The sequence below is a fragment of the Clostridium tunisiense TJ genome (genome assembly GCF_000300195.1).
Classification (GTDB): Bacteria; Bacillota; Clostridia; order Clostridiales; family Clostridiaceae; genus Clostridium_J; species Clostridium_J tunisiense.
In genome coordinates this window covers 61,230-80,189 of record NZ_AMQH01000009.1, presented here as the reverse complement: position 1 = coordinate 80,189, position 18,960 = coordinate 61,230, and the positions used below count along the sequence as shown (strand labels likewise).

Annotated in this window: 17 protein-coding genes and 1 tRNA gene; 10 read left to right on the top strand and 8 right to left on the bottom strand. The window is 32.0% G+C overall.

What is annotated here, in order from left to right:
- Positions 1-65 precede the first annotated feature (65 nt).
- The 3 genes from C661_RS0108245 to C661_RS23115 all read left to right on the top strand — a co-directional run bounded on the left by C661_RS0108245 (position 66) and on the right by C661_RS23115 (position 3,072).
- Positions 66-1,118, top strand: a complete 1,053-nt coding sequence (locus C661_RS0108245; RefSeq protein ID WP_017414837.1) for an LCP family protein — start codon at positions 66-68, stop codon at positions 1,116-1,118.
- A gap of 296 nt (positions 1,119-1,414) precedes the next feature.
- The gene (locus tag C661_RS0108240; RefSeq protein WP_017414836.1) at positions 1,415-1,732 is read left to right on the top strand and encodes a PadR family transcriptional regulator; all 318 of its coding nucleotides are present in this window, start codon (positions 1,415-1,417) and stop codon (positions 1,730-1,732) included.
- The gene (locus C661_RS23115; protein WP_017414835.1) at positions 1,732-3,072 is read left to right on the top strand and encodes a DUF2812 domain-containing protein; all 1,341 of its coding nucleotides are present in this window, start codon (positions 1,732-1,734) and stop codon (positions 3,070-3,072) included. Before C661_RS0108240 ends, C661_RS23115 begins: the two co-directional genes overlap by 1 nt.
- Positions 3,073-3,175: 103 nt before the next feature.
- Here C661_RS23115 and C661_RS0108230 read toward each other — a convergent pair whose 3' ends face one another.
- Positions 3,176-4,552 (bottom strand): MATE family efflux transporter, encoded by a 1,377-nt coding sequence (locus tag C661_RS0108230; protein ID WP_017414834.1) that lies wholly within the window; start codon positions 4,550-4,552, stop codon positions 3,176-3,178.
- 471 nt (positions 4,553-5,023) lie between these two features.
- Between C661_RS0108230 and C661_RS0108225 the strand changes: the two genes are divergently transcribed.
- The 3 genes from C661_RS0108225 (at position 5,024) to C661_RS0108215 (ending at position 9,077) form a co-directional block, all read left to right on the top strand.
- On the top strand, positions 5,024-7,048 hold the full coding sequence (locus C661_RS0108225) for a methyl-accepting chemotaxis protein (RefSeq protein ID WP_017414833.1): 2,025 nt from the start codon (positions 5,024-5,026) through the stop codon (positions 7,046-7,048).
- 308 nt (positions 7,049-7,356) lie between these two features.
- Positions 7,357-8,280, top strand: coding sequence for an ABC transporter ATP-binding protein (locus C661_RS21510; RefSeq protein ID WP_017414832.1), 924 nt, complete (start codon positions 7,357-7,359; stop codon positions 8,278-8,280).
- Positions 8,280-9,077, top strand: coding sequence for a hypothetical protein (locus tag C661_RS0108215; protein ID WP_017414831.1), 798 nt, complete (start codon positions 8,280-8,282; stop codon positions 9,075-9,077). Before C661_RS21510 ends, C661_RS0108215 begins: the two co-directional genes overlap by 1 nt.
- 93 nt (positions 9,078-9,170) lie before the next feature.
- Here the strand turns inward: C661_RS0108215 and C661_RS0108210 are convergent, their stop codons facing one another.
- Positions 9,171-9,614: a hypothetical protein gene (locus C661_RS0108210; RefSeq protein WP_017414830.1), complete on the bottom strand. Its 444-nt coding sequence runs from the start codon at positions 9,612-9,614 to the stop codon at positions 9,171-9,173.
- A 418-nt stretch (positions 9,615-10,032) separates the two neighbouring features.
- A complete protein-coding gene (locus C661_RS0108205) occupies positions 10,033-10,686 on the bottom strand; it encodes an HAD family hydrolase (RefSeq protein WP_026050987.1) in 654 nt (217 codons plus the stop codon).
- Between the two features lie 195 nt (positions 10,687-10,881).
- Here C661_RS0108205 and C661_RS22695 point away from each other — a divergent pair, with 195 nt between their 5' ends.
- Positions 10,882-12,411, top strand: coding sequence for a methyl-accepting chemotaxis protein (locus tag C661_RS22695; protein ID WP_017414828.1), 1,530 nt, complete (start codon positions 10,882-10,884; stop codon positions 12,409-12,411).
- A 158-nt stretch (positions 12,412-12,569) separates the two neighbouring features.
- Here the strand turns inward: C661_RS22695 and C661_RS0108195 are convergent, their stop codons facing one another.
- On the bottom strand, positions 12,570-13,919 hold the full coding sequence (locus tag C661_RS0108195; protein ID WP_017414827.1) for a [Fe-Fe] hydrogenase large subunit C-terminal domain-containing protein: 1,350 nt from the start codon (positions 13,917-13,919) through the stop codon (positions 12,570-12,572).
- A 391-nt stretch (positions 13,920-14,310) separates the two neighbouring features.
- On the opposite strand from C661_RS0108195, the gene C661_RS0108190 reads away from it, so the two are divergent.
- Positions 14,311-14,724, top strand: coding sequence for a hypothetical protein (locus C661_RS0108190; RefSeq protein ID WP_017414826.1), 414 nt, complete (start codon positions 14,311-14,313; stop codon positions 14,722-14,724).
- A gap of 266 nt (positions 14,725-14,990) precedes the next feature.
- Here the strand turns inward: C661_RS0108190 and C661_RS0108185 are convergent, their stop codons facing one another.
- The 3 genes from C661_RS0108185 to C661_RS0108175 all read right to left on the bottom strand — a co-directional run bounded on the left by C661_RS0108185 (position 14,991) and on the right by C661_RS0108175 (position 16,747).
- The gene (locus C661_RS0108185; protein WP_017414825.1) at positions 14,991-15,479 is read right to left on the bottom strand and encodes a hypothetical protein; all 489 of its coding nucleotides are present in this window, start codon (positions 15,477-15,479) and stop codon (positions 14,991-14,993) included.
- Positions 15,480-15,850: 371 nt separating this feature from the next.
- Positions 15,851-15,926: transfer RNA gene (locus tag C661_RS0108180), tRNA-Pro, on the bottom strand.
- A gap of 170 nt (positions 15,927-16,096) precedes the next feature.
- A complete protein-coding gene (locus C661_RS0108175; protein WP_017414824.1) occupies positions 16,097-16,747 on the bottom strand; it encodes a hypothetical protein in 651 nt (216 codons plus the stop codon).
- Positions 16,748-16,923: 176 nt separating this feature from the next.
- Here C661_RS0108175 and C661_RS0108170 point away from each other — a divergent pair, with 176 nt between their 5' ends.
- Both C661_RS0108170 and C661_RS0108165 read left to right on the top strand, forming a co-directional pair.
- On the top strand, positions 16,924-17,301 hold the full coding sequence (locus C661_RS0108170; protein WP_017414823.1) for a hypothetical protein: 378 nt from the start codon (positions 16,924-16,926) through the stop codon (positions 17,299-17,301).
- Between the two features lie 199 nt (positions 17,302-17,500).
- The gene (locus tag C661_RS0108165) at positions 17,501-17,923 is read left to right on the top strand and encodes a hypothetical protein (protein WP_017414822.1); all 423 of its coding nucleotides are present in this window, start codon (positions 17,501-17,503) and stop codon (positions 17,921-17,923) included.
- 79 nt (positions 17,924-18,002) lie between these two features.
- Here the strand turns inward: C661_RS0108165 and C661_RS0108160 are convergent, their stop codons facing one another.
- A complete protein-coding gene (locus C661_RS0108160; protein WP_017414821.1) occupies positions 18,003-18,929 on the bottom strand; it encodes a PhzF family phenazine biosynthesis protein in 927 nt (308 codons plus the stop codon).
- Between the last annotated feature and the right edge of the window lie 31 nt (positions 18,930-18,960).

Below are 18,960 nucleotides of genomic sequence, written 5' to 3'. Positions count from 1 at the left end.
TTTTATAGTTAATTTCAATAAGGAAAAGGCTTAGATAAATAAATTCTAAGATCAGGGGTGGAGAGATGGATCGTAAAGATAAAAACCAGTATTTAGAGAACCAAGAAAACCAAGGAGATATAAAGGGGAATAAGAGAGGGAAAGATATATTTTTTAAAACAGTACTAGTTTTAGGCATTATTTTAGCAGTGCTTACCACAGGGATATATGTATATTTACAAAGCTTTAGCAATAACTCAGTTGCTTTGAAGGAAGAGAGTTCCATTGGCGAAAAACAAAATAGTGGAGACATCAGCAAGAAGAGCAAAGAAGATGAAATAAATAAATCTACTAACTTTTTAGTGGTAGGAGTAGACAATGGAGATGGAGATGAAAATAACAAAAAAGATCCAAGAAGAACTGACACAATGATGGTAGTTCATTATAACCATAAAGAAAAGAAGTATGATGTGATATCAATTCCAAGGGATACTAAGGTTAAAATAAACGGTAACACTAAGAAAATCAATGATGCTCATTTTTTAGGAAAAGTTCCTTTAGCTGTAGAAACAGTTGAAGATTTACTAAACATTAAAATAGACCATTATGTAAAGGTTGATACCATAGCTTTTAGAAAGTTTATAGATGCCTTAGGTGGTATAGAGGTAATCGTTGATAGGGATATGTACTATGATGATAAAATTCAAAACCTTCATATACGTCTTAATAAAAGTGATAAACCACAACTACTTGATGGTAAACAGGCTGAGGACTTTATTAGATGGAGAAAAAATAATGATGAAACAGGATACTTAAATGGGGATTTAGATAGAATTAAACATATGCAAGGTTTTTTTAATACTGTAATAGGAAAGATTCAAAGTCCATCCATAATAACAAAAATCCCAGGTATTTTAACGATGCTTCCAAAGTATATTGAAACAGATTTAAATGCTGCTGATATAATGAAATATTCTATGAGTTTAGCTAAGATGGAAAAAGAAAAAATAGGATACCATACAATTCCAGGGGAAGCAGGTTATGAAGGAATTAAATCCTATTTCTTTTATGATGATAAGGAAAGTAGCAAACTAAAAGAAATTTTTACAGATGGGGAACTAGCTGGTAAGGATAAATAGATGAAATTATAATGAATAGGTTTTAGAAAAGAGCACTTATTTTTTAGAAAGTGTTCTTTTTCATTTCTATAAGTGGCAGTTGTATGACTATACAAATATATTTAGTGGCAATATAAAGCTACTTTCATAGCAACTCTTAAGACTGATCTTGTTTATTATTTCATTAAGGTCTAACTCTGATTATTAACATTTAGGAAGTGTATGTAAAATTTACAAAATAAGGTTGACAATATCGACACACGATAATATTATAATAATATAAATATCGTGTGTCGATATTAAATAGGAGATGAAAAATGGCTAGAGAGCAATTTCAAAATTTAACAGAGCCTATGTATTATATATTAATGGCACTACTTAAGGAAAAGTGCGGTGTTGATATAATGGAGGCTGTAAGTGAGATTTCTAAGGGAAGAGTAAAGGTTGGACCGGGAACCCTATACGCTCTTCTTGGTAAGTTTGAAAAAGAAGGAATTATAAGAGAAACTGAAGTACAAGGGAGAAAGAGAAGTTATATAATTACGGAAAAGGGACAGGAGCTACTACTAGAGGAATATAATCGTTTAATTATTATGGTTAGGGATGGGGAATTTTATATGGAGGAGAAGCTATAATGGGTAAAAATAGTAAGATAATATTTTTGAATTTTTCACCTTTTGAGTGCGGGGCAGTTGAAGAGCACCTTGAAATTATGGCAGAGAAAGGCTGGCTTCTGCAATCTATTAATGGATTGTTTTTAAAATTTAAGAAGATAAAGCCACAAAAATTAAAGTACTCAGTGGACGTGCTTAGCAAGATTTCTGAGTTTGATCACAAGGATAGCGATTTAGCTATGGAGTATCGAGAATATTGTGAAGCTGCAGGATGGAAATACCTTTGTGAAAAGGGTAAAGTTCAGGTGTTTTACTCAGAAAATTATAATAACACAATATCTATTCATACAGATGAAAAGGAAAAATTTAAATCAGTTTTTAAAGCTTCATTATATAATGCTGTTTTTCAATTAGTTGCAGTGTTGTTGTTTATTTTTAACATTTATATGCAACTATTTGCAGGAGGTGCAATGTATGCAGTTGCTTCAAATATTGCTATCTTATCAGTTGTTGCTATGGTGTCCGTTATTTTTATGAACAGTACAGAAATTATTAGCTTTGTTCATTGGACTATTAGGAATAAACTTAATTTGAAGAAAAGTAAAAACATGACTTATAACACTTATAAACAGATACAAATAAAAAATATGGTTAGAAATATATATAAAATCTTAATTTTAATCCCGCTTATAAAAGTCTTATTCTTTGATAATAATTCTAATAAAATTTCAGGGGTTTTAATGCTATTGACAATAGCTGCTCTCATAATAGTGCCAGTGGGTATAAAAAGATTTTTAGATAAGGAGAGGTATTCAAAAACTACTAATGCAATAATAACCGTATCTAGTTCAGTAATATTATTATATATGATGATAATGTTTATGTTAGGTTTAGCACTCTTTGGAATATTAAAATCTGAAGACAGAGTAGCACCACCAGAGAAGGTAGAATTAACCTTGAGCGATTTTGGGTATACAGAAAAAACTAATACTGTGGGGCAAGGAAGTTTAAGTGAAAATCCATATATAAGGATTGATGAAAGTATACTAGCTAAAACAACAAGATATTCTGATGGTAGTGAAAATAACGAGTTATTCTATACAATTTGCCAAAGTGAACACCCTTGGATAGTTAATTTTCAAAAGGATAGACTAGTAGAAAGATTAAGTAGGTGGCATGTAGCTAATTTAAAACTGGTTGATACTAAACTTCCTAGTAGCGTTAAAGTGTATTCAGATGATAACAGAGAGCACTATGTAGTAGTTTCAAAGAATAAAGTATTTGAGGCTAGAAGGGGATTAATTAATGTTGAAGAGGATAAGTTTTTAGAGATAATTTATAAGGAGCTTTTTAAAAACTAGGGATTAAAGTTTGTGAGAATAGTAAAAGTAAATCTTAAAGTTAAAGGAACCATATAAAAATAGTGTATATAAAGATAGGCTGTATCTTTATATACACTATTTTTTAAGGAGTCACAGCTTCAATTTCTAGCATGGCTTTCTTACGAACCTCACGCCGTGCATAGAAGAACACGCCTACCTGACCAAGTCCTGCTAAGCCCCAGGTTACAGGATAGCATACAAAAAGTGTAACCATAGTAGGGTGCCAAGCAAAAACAGTAGCCAGCCAAAGAATTCTCATAAGACAGGCACCTACAAGAGTGCAAAGCATAGGGAGTATTGAATAGCCCATGCCACGAGTTATTCCTGGGAATACGTTCATTGTGCCACAAGTAAAGTATGCAACCATCATAACTTTCATTCGCAGCATTCCTAGGTCAATAACCTCAGGACTGTCAGTATATAAACCAAGCAGTGATCTGCCAAAAAGTAAGGTAGCGCTACCTAAAAGAATCCAAGTTGCAAAAATAAATATAGCGGATACCTTGGCAATGGAGTCAAGTCTATGGTATTTTTTTGCACCCATATTTTGTCCGCTAAAGGAAAGAGCAGCATTGTAATAGGCATTCATTGTGGTACCAATAAAGCCTTCTACATTGCTGGCGGCGGAACTGGCTGCCACCATAGTGGAACCAAAGGAATTTACTGCTGACTGAATAAGCACATTAGAAATAGAGAACAACATACTTTGTAGTCCTGCAGGTAACCCAATTTTCAAAATAGCCTTCAGTTTCTCAGGGTTAATACGTAGCTTACGAGGAATGAAGCGGATAGCTCCATCACTTTTAAGTAAACATAGCATAATAAGAGACACTGAGACATATTGGGAAATCACTGTTGCCCATGCTACGCCATCAACACTCATATGCAAAACAATTACAAAGAACAAGTTTAATACCACATTCACAATACCAGCAATGATGAGATAGTTCATAGGACGACGACTATCACCTACAGCTCTTAATATAGCTGCACCAAAGTTATATACCATACTGGCAGGCATGCCAATGAAAAAGATTTTCATGTACAGTACTGATAGATCAAAGATATCTGCAGGGGTACCCATGAGGCTAAGTAGGGGTCTACAGAAGATAAGACCTACCACCATCACAATAACACCGCCAATTATGCTTATAGCAATAGAAGTATGAACAGACTGACTTACCTCCAACTGTTTATCAGCACCTAAATCCTGAGCTACGATAACATTTGTACCAACAGACAAACCCATAAATAAGGTGACAATAAGATTAATAAGAGAACCTGTTGCTCCCACTGCAGCCAAAGCATGGCTACCAGAAAAACGACCTACAACTATCATATCTGCGGCATTAAAGAGCAATTGCAACATATTCATTGCCATAATAGGCAAAGCAAATATCAACATTTTACTAAGCAGAGGCCCACTACTCATATCCATATTACGCTTTTGAGAGGTCATAAGAGCTCACCTCCTCGCATTTATTTTGTGAATTTTCACAATCTATTCTATACTATTTATTCTAATACTGGTTGATACCTAATACAACACCGAAAGCTAGGGTACCCCTATTGAATATCTCTTGGAAATGGCTAACTAACTGGGTTATAGAAAATTTAGGGCGAAATAAAATAATTTGAAGACACATGTAACTTGTAAAATTATATTAACCTTGTACTTAGTGAAGGTCTTTTATTTTTACTTTGTTATACTCATAACAAGTATGTAGCTTTATTAATTTATATAAGTAAAGAATGGATACCTGTTGAGAATTAGTTTTTACAATAAAAACAAACAAGTTTTCAATATAGTGGATTTTTTGTAATAATGTTAATTTGAAAATAATAATTTGTAAAACTGTAAAAACAGTGTAAAATATTAAAGTAAAATGTCGATATATATATACTAATAAGAAAATATGGAGGGGTAAAAATGAAAAGGGTTAAGGTTAAAAGAGGTGGACTAAAATTCAAACTTATATCAGTAATTACAGTACTTATATTATTGCCACTTGCAATTTTAGGAGTTACCTCATTTTTAAAGTCTAGTGCTATAATGGAGGAAGCTTTAAAAAGTGCAAATATGGAAGCTGTAGAACAAGTTCAGCAATCAATTTTGTACTATAAAAACCAATACGATAATTCTGCCTTACAAATGAGTAAGGATAACAACATTCAGCAGATTAAAGCAAATCCAAACAACATAGAAATGATGATGAAAACTTTTAAGGCTTATTCAGAGTCTCATAAAGAAGTTGAAGCTATTTATTTGGGTACAACAGATAAGAAGTTTTATAGATATCCAGAAAAGAAGATGGCTGACGATTATGATCCAACAGCTAGACCTTGGTATAAGCAAGCTGTTGAGAAGAAATCTGTAATATGGACAGAGCCTTACAAGGCAGCATCTTCAGGTAAGTTAGTAGTTTCCGTGGGAATTCCTGTATATAACACTTTTAATAATGATGAGTTTTTAGGTGTGGTTGGGATTGATATAAGTCTAGAAGCTTTATCTAACAACATAAATGATATAAAGATTGGAGAAAAGGGTTATGTAGTTCTTTTAGATAATAGCCTTAATGTTATGACCAATAAGAACCAAGAGCTTATAGGAAAACCCCTTGATCAGAAGGATGTTGAAGAGGCTATAAAAAACAATGAAGAAGGCTATAAAGAATACGATTCACAAGAAGAGAATGGATTAGTTAGGAAAATAGCTTCCTATAATAAGGTTAAGGATTTAGGTTGGACAATAATTGCAACTACCTACACCGACGAGATAACTAGAGAAACAAGTAAAATGTTATATAATACCTTGGTAATAGGGGTGATTTCACTTATTGCTGCTATGGTAATTTCCATAATATTTGCCAGTGGAATAACTAAACCTATTAATGCTCTTTTATTATCTATAACTAAGATGAAAGAAGGGGATTTTACAGCAAAATGTAGTATAAAAACTAAAGACGAGATAGGAGAATTAGGTGAAGGATTCAATAAAATGCTTGATGAAATAAGCAACTTGATATATAAAATTCAGGATATATCAAAAAACTTAGGCACATCTGCAAGTAGTCTTGCCAGTGTAGCAGAAGAGACTTCTGCATCAGCGCAAAGCGTAACCAATGCAGTTGAAGAGATTGCCATAGGAGCATCTCAAGAAGCTTTAGAAACTGAAAAGGTTGCAAATCTTACGTTAACTCTATCGGAAAAACTTAACAATCTACAGTATAATACTAATGCTATGCTGGATTCTACTGAAGATGTAATAAATATAAACAAAGATGCTGTACAAGTAGTAGAAGAGTTAATGGGCAATAATAAACTAAACGAAGATGCTATAAATAATATTGAAGATGCAATAGTTGAGCTAAATGATAGAAGTAAGGAAATATCCAATATTATAAATACTATAGCTTCAATTGCTCAGCAAACAAATTTATTAGCATTAAATGCTTCAATTGAAGCTGCTAGAGCAGGAGAGGCTGGAAGAGGCTTTGCTGTGGTAGCTGAGGAAATTAGAAAACTTGCTGATGGCTCAAACAATGCAGCTAAAGAAATTAATAGTATAATAGTTGATATACAAAACCAAAGCAATAATACTGTAAGCAAAATGAAGGAAGTAAAAGAAATGTCAGAGGCGCAAACCTTATCTGTAGACAAGGTTAATACTTCTTTCGAGTATATATATAAGTCTACAGAAACTATAGCAGATTCTATAAAGCAGCTAAGTGAGTCTATTAATATGGTTAATGAGGACAAGGAGTCTATAGTAGAATCTATGCAAAATATATCTGCAATAACAGAGCAAGCGGCTGCGTCTTCTGAAGAAGTAACAGCATCAATGCATGAGCAGATCAGTGCAATTCAAAATGTTTCTTTAACAGCAGAAGAACTTACAGGCACAGCAGAGCAATTAAATGGGGAAATAGCTAAGTTTAAAGTTACAAGATCATAAAAAGTAATAAGAGTATAACTTTACTATATGCAAGTTATACTCTTAGTTTTTTCTAAACCTATAAAATACTTTAGGATAAAGCAATATTTTAGTTAAAAAATTTTATGAAAGAGCAAGTGGATACATAAATATACTTATTTATGGCATAAAGGAAGCATATATATCTAAACTACATGTAATAATATTAATAATAAGTAAATATATTGACTATATGTATTAAAATGTTAAAATTAAAAAATAAGGGGAAAGTAAATTTTTACATTTATAATCTGGAAAAGTTTATAGGAAATAAAATAGGGGGTATTGGGTTGAAAGCAATAGAGGTTAATGATTTAGTAAAAAAGTATGGAAATATTACAGCAGTAGATGATATTTCTTTTTCAGTGGAAAAAGGTCATATTTGTGCAATACTAGGACCAAATGGTTCAGGTAAGACTACTACAATAAAAAGTATCTGTAATTTGTTAATTCCAGATAAGGGTGAAATTAAGTTAGAAGGACAAGATAATAAAAAATCTATAAATAAAATATCAGCAATGTTCGAAGGTACTAGAAATCTTTATTGGAGGTTAACTCCAAGAGAAAACCTTCGTTACTTTGCAGGAATACGAGGCTTAGGTGGAAAAGCTGTAGAGAAAAATATAGATGAGCTGCTTGAAAGATTTAACCTTACAGCGAAGAAGGATGTGGTGGTGAATAATTTATCTAGGGGAATGCAGCAAAAAACTGCTATAGCTATGACCCTAATTTGTAACACAGACATTATTCTTTTGGACGAGCCAACCTTAGGGTTGGATATTGAAAGCTTTATGGACATAAAAGAGGTTTTAAGAGATATAGCTAAAGATATGAAAAAAACTGTACTTTTAAGTACCCATGATATGAGCTTAGTACAAGATGTTTGTACAGATGTAGTTGTTATTAATAAAGGAAAGCTGGTAGCACAAGATACCATGACAAATCTTTTAGAGATGTTTAGAAGTATGACCTACGAGTTTGTTTTAGTAGAGCCAATTTCACAGGAATATAAGAATTACTTAAGGAATCTAGGTTATGAATTTTATTTTACCAATGAGGATTCCCTCCTTGAAATAGATATATTCGATTCAAAGGAAATTTACAATATTATTGATGCTTTAAAGGCAAAGGAAATAATGATTAAAGAAATAAAGCAAAAAGAAGTTAACTTTGAAAGAGTGTATTTAAATCTTATTAGCGGAGGTAAGAAATAATGAGGAAGCTATTTTATGTGTTTAAGGTATCTTTTGAAAAATCCGTAAAAGAGATGGTGAGATATAAATTTAATACTCTGTCAGAAATAATGACCTTTTACGCCTTATTCATTGCTATGTTTTTTGGAATGAAGCTATTTGGTACAAGTATGAAGGTAGCACCCGTTGATTTAGGACAGACCTTAGAGGGGTTTGTTATAGGGTACTTTTTATGGACTGTGATGGTATCGGCTTATTCAGATACTGCTTATGGAGTAATTAATGATGCTAGTAAGGGAACCTTAGAACAAATAAGTATGTCTAGTTTAGGACTACATAATGTATTAGTGGTAAGAAGCCTTGCAAGCTTATTGGTGAATTTGATAATTTCCTTTATAGTGCTACTTAGCATTATGGCAACCACAAATTATTGGCTTAACATAGACCTACTTCCAATATTAATTATAATATTTTTAGGAATCTTTAGTATGTTAGGAATTTCCTTAATCCTTGCAGGGTTAGCCCTTATATTTAAAAAGGTTCAGTCTTTATTGAACTTAGTACAATACTTCTTAATAAGTTTGGTTATGATAGGAACAGGTGGAGCGGGATCAATATTATCAATAGTGTTACCTTTTAGACCAACTATAGAAAAAGTCTACGCAATAACTCTTGGCAATGAAAGTCTTGCAGATATATCTTTGGGGGATTATGGATTAATAATTGGAAACTCTCTTGTTTATTTCTTAATAGGAGCATTTATTTTTGATCAATGTGCTAAAATAGCAAAGAAAAAGGGGTTATTAGGGCAATACTAACTAAGAGTGAGAATAAGAGCATAAAGTAGAGGGCTGTGTCAAATAATTACTTTGACACAGCCTTCTTTAGTGCATCTCATAGCTTCATAGTTCTTAGTTTTTATAAATTAAACCAGTTTCAACAGTTTCTAATTCTTTAACGAATTCCTTTTTAATAAAGCCTTTGAGATTAATAGTTTCATCACATATGATTTTAACTTCATACCAAAGAGTATCATAACTTTCACAAAGATCTAAAATCTCTAGCTTAACACCGCTATGAACTATTCTTAGCACAGGGCTATTATATATTGGACTTAGGTATAATGAGGTTCTATTAGTTATCTCGCCATGAAGATAATTTAGTGGGTGATAGAATATTTTTAAGTTGTCTACAGGTCTATTTAGAGTATTTACTTGAGCAGTTAAATCTTTATTTTGTTTTGCTAATACTCTAAGTTTAAGTTGCTGAGTGTTCAGCTTTTGTATGTTTAAATAGTTAAAAACTCCAAGTCCTATGCAAGCAAATATCAAAAGGTAAATAAAAAAAGTAGTCAAGGTTCTACCTCCATAAAGTACTATTAGGTATCTGAAAATAAATAACAAGTCAAAGATATGAAGGATATTTTGAGTTCACAAGCAAGCTTGTGCCGATAAGGAAACAGGTTCCTCAGATAGTGGAGCTATCTAAGGGTTCTGTTGACGTAGTATAACTCAAAATAGACGAGGATACTGACTTATTTATTTCTTGAAGATGCCTTATTAATATACTATTCTTCCACTAGGCAAATATTGAACAATTTTATAAAGTAATATATAAATAATAAAAAGTTGGAACTTGTTTGTATTAGGTTAAAATTCTAAAGTAGAATATCTATGAGAAAAGCCTATTTGAAAGGTGTTTTTTAGTTTCTAAAAGCCTAACAACTATTAGTAATTATACTAGTAAAAAGAAAAACACTCTAAAATAGAGTGTTTACACAGCTGAATTTATTTCATTGTATTCATTAATAAATCTGTCTGCGAGAATTTTCATGTCTTCATGGGTATCCTTAGAATGCTCATCATATACTCCAACTACAGTCATTCCAGCAGCCTTAGCGCCCTTTACCGCAGGCAAGATATCCTCAAAAACTATGCACTCCTTAGGGTTAACCTTAAGTTTTTCAGCGGCTAACAGATATACATCAGGGAAATCCTTACCCCTTGAAACTTCATCAGTTAAGGTAATAGAATCAAAGTATTCGTACACGCCATTAGCCTTTAAGCAAGCTTCTAGAAGCAAGGTATTGTTACTAGTAGCAAGAGCGATCTTTATTCCTTTGGCCTTAAGAACTTTTAAAAAGGATCTAACTCCGGGCTTTAGTTTAACACTATTGGTATATTTATCAAACGCCATTTCATTCCAATGGTTTTTTATTTCTTCTGTGGTATAAGGTAAGTTGAAGATATTTTTAAAATACACTGCAACTTCATCAAAGCTTAAATGTGCTATATCGTGCTTTAACAAAGGGGACGCTTTTATATTATGTTTAGCTAGGTACTCAAAATCAATTTGCTCCCAAACCCACATAGAATCTACAATTGTTCCATCCATATCAAAAATTGCAGCTTTAATATTTTTCATCATAGTATCACCTCTGAGAGGTAGTATAACAGAAATATCCTATAAGTTAAAGATGAAATAATATCCTCATAGATTTTTTACAAAATAATATCTTTATTATAATTGCGAATTTTGTAAAAATAATGAAAATAATAGTATATTATGGTATAATTGCTATGAATAAACAAAAAGGGGGGAACTGCTTTTGCAGGATTTGTTATGGAGAAGAAAGATTACTTAATAAAGAATGAATATGAAGTCAATAAGCAAGTAGCATTTATACTTTTTATTACTGCTTTTGTAATTATGCCAATCACTTTTGGGCTAATTTTCTTTAGAGTATTTCCAATTGAAATGGAGGTAGCGAAAGTACCATTGCTTGTAGCTTTTGGGGCATTTAACATTAGTTTTCTATTAAGCAAACTTAAGTTAAGCCACAAGCCCTGGTTTAAATATATTGCAATGCTTTGTTGCATTATAGGTGTGGCTGCAATTTATAAACCTTTTAAGTGGAATGCTTACATTGTATTATCATTCCCAATTATTTTATCCTCTTTATATTTTGATAAGAGATTTGTAAAGGTGACCTTTTTACTCTCAGTAATTGTTTATACTGGAGTGGATTACTTGGTTCAAGGCGATTTAATAAATAGTGGATTTTTCAAGGATAGAACTGTGATAAAGGCTTGGATTGTTTCTTCAGCATCGAACTTTATCGGTTTTTTAGTTATTACCTATGCTACCTTAAAAATAGTTCATAGATCCAAAAATCTTATGGATGGACTTATTGGAGCAGAGGAACAGGGCATACTTCTTAATAAAATATCAAGAATTTTAGAAAAGGTTAAAAGTGTATCAGGAACTTTAAGTGAATCAGCAGATAGCTTAAAGATTATGGCTGAGGAAGCTACCATAGCTAATGAAGTCATAGCAGATAATGCGGGAAGGACTTCGATGACCTTTGAAAACACAATAAGTTACATTGAAAATGCAACTGTCACTATTGATAATATTTCTAAGGATTTGAAGAACATAAGCACCGAATCAGAGCTTGCCAATGAAGAAGGGAAGAATGCTATAGAATCCTCTAAAATCAGTGTGAAGGAAATCCAAGGAACTGTAGAAGAAATGAAGAATATCCAAAAGGATTTTGAGGAAAGTAGACTTTTAATTAAAAGATTAGGAGAACGTTCAGCAGAGGTAAGTGATATATCTCAAGTTATTAGTGATATTTCTAGTCAAACAAATCTACTTGCCCTTAATGCAGCAATAGAGGCTGCTAGAGCAGGGGAGATGGGGAAAGGTTTTGCAGTGGTAGCAGATGAAGTTAGAAACTTAGCAGAAAAGTCCTCAGAAGCAGCAAAGAGCATATCACAATTAATTGATCAGGTACTGGCTGATACAAATAAAGCCATAGAAGCTACAGAAAGTAATATCAGCAAAATGGACAAGGGCCTTGAAATGGTGAAAAGATCAGGAAAAATGTTTGAGGATACAGCGGAAGTTAGTGAAGAAGTTTATTTAAAACTAAACAATATAGCAACCTCAAACAAAAGAGTAAATGAGTATTCAACTACTATTGTTGAAATAATAAAAAATATAGATGAATTATCAAAGGAAGGTACAGCTCAAATGCAGGAAATAACTGCTTCTGTAGAAGAACAAGTTGCAGCAATTCAAACTGTTGCAGCTTCTGTAACTGAGGTAGATGGAATGGCTAATGAATTACTTGTAATAGTGCAAGAATAAATTTCCATAAACAATCTTAAAGAGCAAAAAACCAATTATCACATTGAAATACTTAATAATGTGGTAATTGGTTTTTTATTCATAAAATTACTAGGTTTAAGAACTATTTCAGTTATCACTGAAATAGTTCATTGGCTAGGCTTATTAAAATTCTCCAGTTAAAAATCTCTATGGAAAATTTCAGTTTTTGTATGATTTTTATAATCATCTATGGTAAAGATGCCTAATTTATCTAGCATAGCATTCATCACTGCACTATCATAAGCAACTTTTATAGCAGAGTTTTCTGCAAAATCATCTACTCGTTCCTTTCCTTTGTCTCTAGGAATTATTGCTTTTGGTCCACCGACACAGCCACCAACACAGCCCATGCCTTCGATAAAGTTTCCAGTCATAATTCCCTTTTGAAGATTGTTTAGCATTTCCTTACATTCTTTAACACCATTACCCTGCACTGAGTTTACTAGTTCATACTTCTCAGGGAACATTCTTTCAACACACTCAGCAATGGCAATTGAAACTCCACCTGTACGAGCATAAAGTCTTCCACCACGAGAAGCATACTCAACAGATTCAGTTTCAGGAAGAGCAGAAGGAGTAATTTCTAAAGCATCAAAGATTTCCTTAAGCTCTGCAAAGGTTAGCACAAAGTCAATATCTCCTAAGAGATCAGGCTCCTTGATTTCAGCCTTTTTAGCTACACAAGGACCTATGAATACAACTTTAACTGTGGGATTCAAATGCTTTAAAACCCTTCCAGCAGCAATCATTGGAGAAACTGATGGTGACACATGCTTAACTAGATCTTCATAAACCCTTTTAAGCATAGCTACCCACATAGGACAGCAACAGGAAGTTATCATAAAATCATCCTTTGTTTTAACATGGGCATCAAACTCTATAGCTTCCTTTAAAGTTAGCATATCAGCAAAAAAAGCTACTTCTACCATATCTGTAAAGCCCATGGTTTTAAAGGCTGTTCTCAATTGATTAATAGTAACCTCATCACCAAATTGACCCATTATAGCAGGAGCCACTGCTGCAACTACTGGGGCATTGCCTTGAAGCAAATTCACAAGGGGAATAAATTCAACCCTATCAAGGATACTACCTGTAGGACATCCCTCTACACAAAAACCACAGTCAGTACATTTTTCACTGCTAATGTAGGTAGTGTTTTCTACTTCATCAACTAAAATTGCATCAAAAGGGCAAGATTCCTGACAGCGAGTTTTTCCATCTTTATCTACTTTGCAGTCCATGCCACATTTTTTTACTTTATTTACTACCTTATGGTTAAGTTCATATACTCTTATAGCTTCTTTTAACTCTTCTATGTAATTATCACTAAGACTTACCCCTACACCACAAAGACTAGAAATAACTGCAGCTAAATGCTGTTTATCTATGTTTTCTTCTTGGAATAGTTCATTTATTTTTTCCTCAAATCTACCATTATAATAAGCTTTTATAATGCATTGGAATAGTTCACTATATTGTTCCTTCACACATAACACATCCTAAAACAATTTATTTATTATAAGTATGGTGTAGAACTGTAAAAGTTCTAAAAAACCGTGACAAATAATTCTGAATTATTGTTAAATTATAACATCATTTATTTTACCAAAGCAAGAGTAGTTTTATACCTTTAAATAATGAACAAGTTCATTTTGTTCAACGATTTTGGAAAGAGGTTTGGCTCACACCAAAAGTTTAATTTCTCGCACAAGACTCCAACTTGAAGAGAAGGGGACAACTGCCCTTCCAAACCCTCATTAAACCCTTCTATAGGAATTTTGTTAATTTGTAGAAGAAAAAGAAATTATGTGCATAACTTAAGACGTGAAAATAATATACATATATAAAACCATATTCTATAAGGGGGGGAGACCGCTAGTGATAACTTTAGGAAAGTTTTGGGGAATAATCTGCATTATACTTAGTTGTATTTGTTTTTTTAAGTTTATAGTTCATATATTTTATTATAGGTTTATACGAGGCTTATCTAAAAGAGGAAATAGAAAACTAATTGATAATACTAAAAGGTTTATGAAAGCTCTAGAAAAAAATCATGGGCTCTGTGGCATTGGTGCGCTTTTAGCGGTGATAATTCATGTTGTTATAATGTATAGTAATGTGGGTTTTAGCTTTAGTGGATTCCTAGCAGCAATAGCTCTATCATTTGTTATGTTTCTAGGTATAGTAAACAAATTTTCTTATAAAGATAAGAAAAGCAATTTTACTCAATACCATGTAATAGGAGCTATAGCAGCAATAATTTTTATATTGCTACATATTAATCTTAACTGAGCAACTTGTTAATTGATTAGTATATTCAGCTGTTAGGAGAATTATAAGGAGTAGTATAGAAAAACAAAACTAGATTTCTTCCTACTGAATATTAATATAGAGTCAGGGTAAAAAGTTAATTTGTAAATTAACTTACTCTGACTCTCTTAGTTTTGAGCATAATAAATGAATTTAAGTTCTAATTTATAACCCTATATCTTAAGCAATTTAAAGCTTTTACAAATAGATACTTCCAATATTGTTTATGAAGCTATTTAGTATAAAGCTTAGGCATTACAATATAAGCCTCTTCCAGGTGGTGTTGTGTTGCAACTTGGAGTACAAATTGCATTTGGGCTAAGGAGTTCAGGATTATTTCCACCCTTAACAACTAGGTCGCCAGCCACAGGCTGAACATCTGGGGTGATATCAAAGCAAAATACTCCAGTTTGACCCTTATCTACACCATTATCAAATTTAATTCCATAAACTTGTCTGCCAGAACCGTCATCAATTGTATGAAGTTTAATTTCATAGTCTGGAGTTTGAGGCACACCATTGATACTTACTGTAATATTACTAATAACAAAATCACCTAAAGGATTTTCAGTAATTCTATCACAAAGCTCTAGAATAAAGTGGCTTAAGCCAGGGGCTGTAGGTCCAGGTAAACCAGTAACAACTACAGTGTAGCACCATCTAGTTCCAGTTTTATCTAGGGTAAAAGCATAGGTTGATCCTTGATAATTAATTGTTGCTGTGTTTGAACAAGGCATAATTATTTTTTCCTCCAAATTAATTTTAATTTTACCATTAACATATATAAATTACAGTATTCTATGTGGATGGTAATGCATAAAGCAATTCATTAAGAAGATAGTGACGGAGTAAAGCAGAAAATTAATGTAATTTATTTATTACATTGCCTATTGCCTACATAGTAAAATCTAGAAAGCTAAAATATATAGTATTTTAAATTCCTATTAATACATAATATTTAATTGTATAACAATTTGTGTCAAATACTTTCAGTTATATAATAATAATATGAAAAAATAAAATTTGGATGAAGTAGAATGGAGTTTGAAGAAGAAATTGAAGTTAATGGATAAAATAAAAAAAGAGAGCTACAATTGTAACTCTCTTTTGGTCGGGGTGACAGGGATTGAACCTGCGACCTCATGGTCCCAAACCACGCGCGCTCCCATCTGCGCTACACCCCGCTGACAAAAATTATTATAGTATATACAAGCCATAATGTCAACGACTTTTTTCAAAAACATGTTGAATGTATTTAAAAATGTGGTGAAAAGTTTTTCTTATATGTAAAAGAATGAAAAGGCTACAACATACTGGATAGATATATAGAGTATGCTGTAGCCAAATTTAATAACTACTTAAACTTCTCCGGGAATTGTTTTATTATTCCATCTGTAATTATATCAGAAAACTTTAGCATATGAATTTCTCCATCATCATAAGCAGCTATAGACTTTTTCCAATCCTTGTTTAGTTCTGCTATAGCTTGAACGGTCACTAACTGTAGATGCTTATGAAGCATTTCTTTTATTGTATTTTTTGAATAATTGGGGTTTAGGCTAACTAAAAGTTCTGCAATATCATCAGCATTTTTAAACCATAAGGAATTATATTTTTCTAAATCTGATGTATTTCCAGCCTTAGCTGCGTCAACAACTTGCCCAGCTAAGGAAATGTGTTCTCTAAAAAGTTGGGATAACTTTTTCCCGTTATCACTCCCATAAAAGGCTCCAAAGGAATTACCAATAGCGTCTTGATTTTGTAATAGTCGCTGCAAAGTTTCATCCTTGCTTTCTAAATTAGATAAATCACTAATAATATAATTTCTTGTCCAAGTAACATGATCATCCCACAGTTTATAATTAGCTAACTTAAAGTTAGTTACTTTTCTGCAATTTAAATCATTTATTGGGTGGAAGTATTCACTAGCATAAGCAGGAAGTGACGGTATTAATGATATCAGAAAAAACAAAGTTAGTGATAAATTTAGGATAAATTTTTTCATTGTCTTTCACTCCTTTTACTTCGTAGTACTAGTATAGTATTTTCAAAAACAAAATATCTTTATTCATTAATATCAAATAAATTATAGCTTGGAAATATATGTATCTTATTATATAATTTATGATATATTTTAATAATAAAGGTTATATTAATAAATATAAATTTTGAGGTGAAGTTATGAAGGAGTTTAATAAGTATAATTTAAATTTAATCAGTGATTTTCCGGTGAAGATATTTAAGGATAGGGAAGAAGATTTAGATTTAATCATCCCTATAGAAAATAGAACAGTAAATCTTTGTGTGGATAACATGCCACAGGTTATAGCTTCTAGAATACAGTATAGCAATGTTAATAGCTTAATGATAAGAATTTCTAAGGAAGAAAGTAATAATATAGGAACAGTTCACTTTTTAAGTGATGAGGGTGCTCATTCAACTATGAGTAACTTTGAAATAGATTATGGCAAGTGGCACATTAAAGTTTTACTTAAGGAGTATTCTGTGGATATGTTATTTGTAGATACTAACTATCCTTTATCCTATGATAAGATTTAACTATATTATGGAAGGTAAGTTCTACTAGACTTTTTAACTATAAGTTAATTTTCCACTGAAAATCTATGAATTCAATAAACTTATTAAGCATTTAAAATTTTATTTAACCATTAAACATAATATTCTATACAAGAAGTTAAATTTTCTGTTATAATAGCCATTATTGAGAGCAAATTTTGCAGGAGGAATAAATCTTAATATGAAAGAATTCAAGTTTAATACATTAACTAAAAAATACACTAGAAGACAACTGGCTATAAGCTTACTTATGACCATATCTATTATAATAACAGCCATTGGATTATTTGTAAGAGGCAGCATTTTTTATGGAAGATTGTTTGCGGTTTTATCTATAGTAGCTTTATTTATGTCATATACAATGATTAAAAAAGTAAGAATTATAGAGGACATAAATTATCTTATTATACATAAAGATAGATTTGAGCTTAACAATAATTTTTCAACTAAGGGAAAAATGTTCAAGTTTAATGATATAAGTGATGTACGTTTTACAATGAAAGGTATTAAGTTCAGGGTAGGTATTAGGGAGTATAGAGTAGCGTACAATTTTCTAGAAGAACAGGACATTGAAAAGGTTAAAAATGTATTTGGAAGATATTAAAATACATAGAGGGAAATAGAATACTTAAATAAAAAATAGTAAGCTTATTTTTAAGCTTACTATTTTTTATGCTAAGGAATTATAAATTAATTTCTTTTTTATCTAGTATTGTAGCTTTTCCTCCAACTTTAATGATGAAGTCATCCATTTCACCTTGAACCTTAGCAATAACTTCACTAGGATTTCCCATGTAGTATCCTTGCTCACATACTATGGTTGTGTCATCAGTAAAAGGATAAAGCTTATTTTTAATTAAATAAGCAGCTAGAGCTCCATTAGCAGTTCCAGTGGCACTTTCTTCATCTATACCAACTGCAGGACCAAAGTTTCTTGTAGAAACAGTGGAGGCGCTGTTTTCAGTTTTAAAGGTAAAAGCATGAACCCCAATTAAATTTTTATCATTGCTATAATCAGCAAGAGCTTTAAAATCAGGAGTTATACTTTTAAGGGCATCTAAAGTTTTAACTGGAAGAATTAAATCACTAAGACCAGTAGACACAGCCATTGGTCTTGCCGTATATCCGGTAACTCCAACACCTATATCATTTATAGAGATTCCCATAATCTCACAAAGAGGCTCTAAATCTTGCACTGAAAGAGAAAATAAAAATTTTGGAGCAGCTTGAGTCATAAGCACGTTTTGTAGCTTATTGTTTTCAAAAGTTAGTTCTACGTCTAGAATTCCAGCTAAAGTCTTTTGTTTTATTTTAATAATTTCATTAGAACCGTTAATTATGCCTAGTTGACCTAGAGTGCTAAAAGCTGCAATAGTTGCATGACCGCATAAATCCACCTCTGTAGTAGGGGTGAAGAATTTTACTTCAAAATCATAATCCTCATTGCCCTCAGCTTTAGTTATAAAAGCAGTTTCTGAAAGACCAACTTCCTTTGCAATAGCTTGCATCATTTCTGTAGATAGCCCCTTAGCATCAGGTACTACACCAGCACCATTTCCACCTTTGTCGTTATAGGTAAAGGCATTAACTAAATAAACTTCTTTTTTCATCCGTATCTCTCCCATGATTATATTTAATAAA

Coding starts and splice junctions, on each gene's coding strand:
- C661_RS0108245 (WP_017414837.1), top strand. CDS start 66: ATGGATCGTAAAGATAAAAACCAGTATTTAGAGAACCAAGAAAACCAA.
- C661_RS0108240 (WP_017414836.1), top strand. CDS start 1,415: ATGGCTAGAGAGCAATTTCAAAATTTAACAGAGCCTATGTATTATATA.
- C661_RS23115 (WP_017414835.1), top strand. CDS start 1,732: ATGGGTAAAAATAGTAAGATAATATTTTTGAATTTTTCACCTTTTGAG.
- C661_RS0108230 (WP_017414834.1), bottom strand. CDS start 4,552: ATGACCTCTCAAAAGCGTAATATGGATATGAGTAGTGGGCCTCTGCTT.
- C661_RS0108225 (WP_017414833.1), top strand. CDS start 5,024: ATGAAAAGGGTTAAGGTTAAAAGAGGTGGACTAAAATTCAAACTTATA.
- C661_RS0108215 (WP_017414831.1), top strand. CDS start 8,280: ATGAGGAAGCTATTTTATGTGTTTAAGGTATCTTTTGAAAAATCCGTA.
- C661_RS0108205 (WP_026050987.1), bottom strand. CDS start 10,686: ATGATGAAAAATATTAAAGCTGCAATTTTTGATATGGATGGAACAATT.
- C661_RS22695 (WP_017414828.1), top strand. CDS start 10,882: ATGGAGAAGAAAGATTACTTAATAAAGAATGAATATGAAGTCAATAAG.
- C661_RS0108185 (WP_017414825.1), bottom strand. CDS start 15,479: ATGCCTTGTTCAAACACAGCAACAATTAATTATCAAGGATCAACCTAT.
- C661_RS0108175 (WP_017414824.1), bottom strand. CDS start 16,747: ATGAAAAAATTTATCCTAAATTTATCACTAACTTTGTTTTTTCTGATA.
- C661_RS0108170 (WP_017414823.1), top strand. CDS start 16,924: ATGAAGGAGTTTAATAAGTATAATTTAAATTTAATCAGTGATTTTCCG.
- C661_RS0108165 (WP_017414822.1), top strand. CDS start 17,501: ATGAAAGAATTCAAGTTTAATACATTAACTAAAAAATACACTAGAAGA.
- C661_RS0108160 (WP_017414821.1), bottom strand. CDS start 18,929: ATGAAAAAAGAAGTTTATTTAGTTAATGCCTTTACCTATAACGACAAA.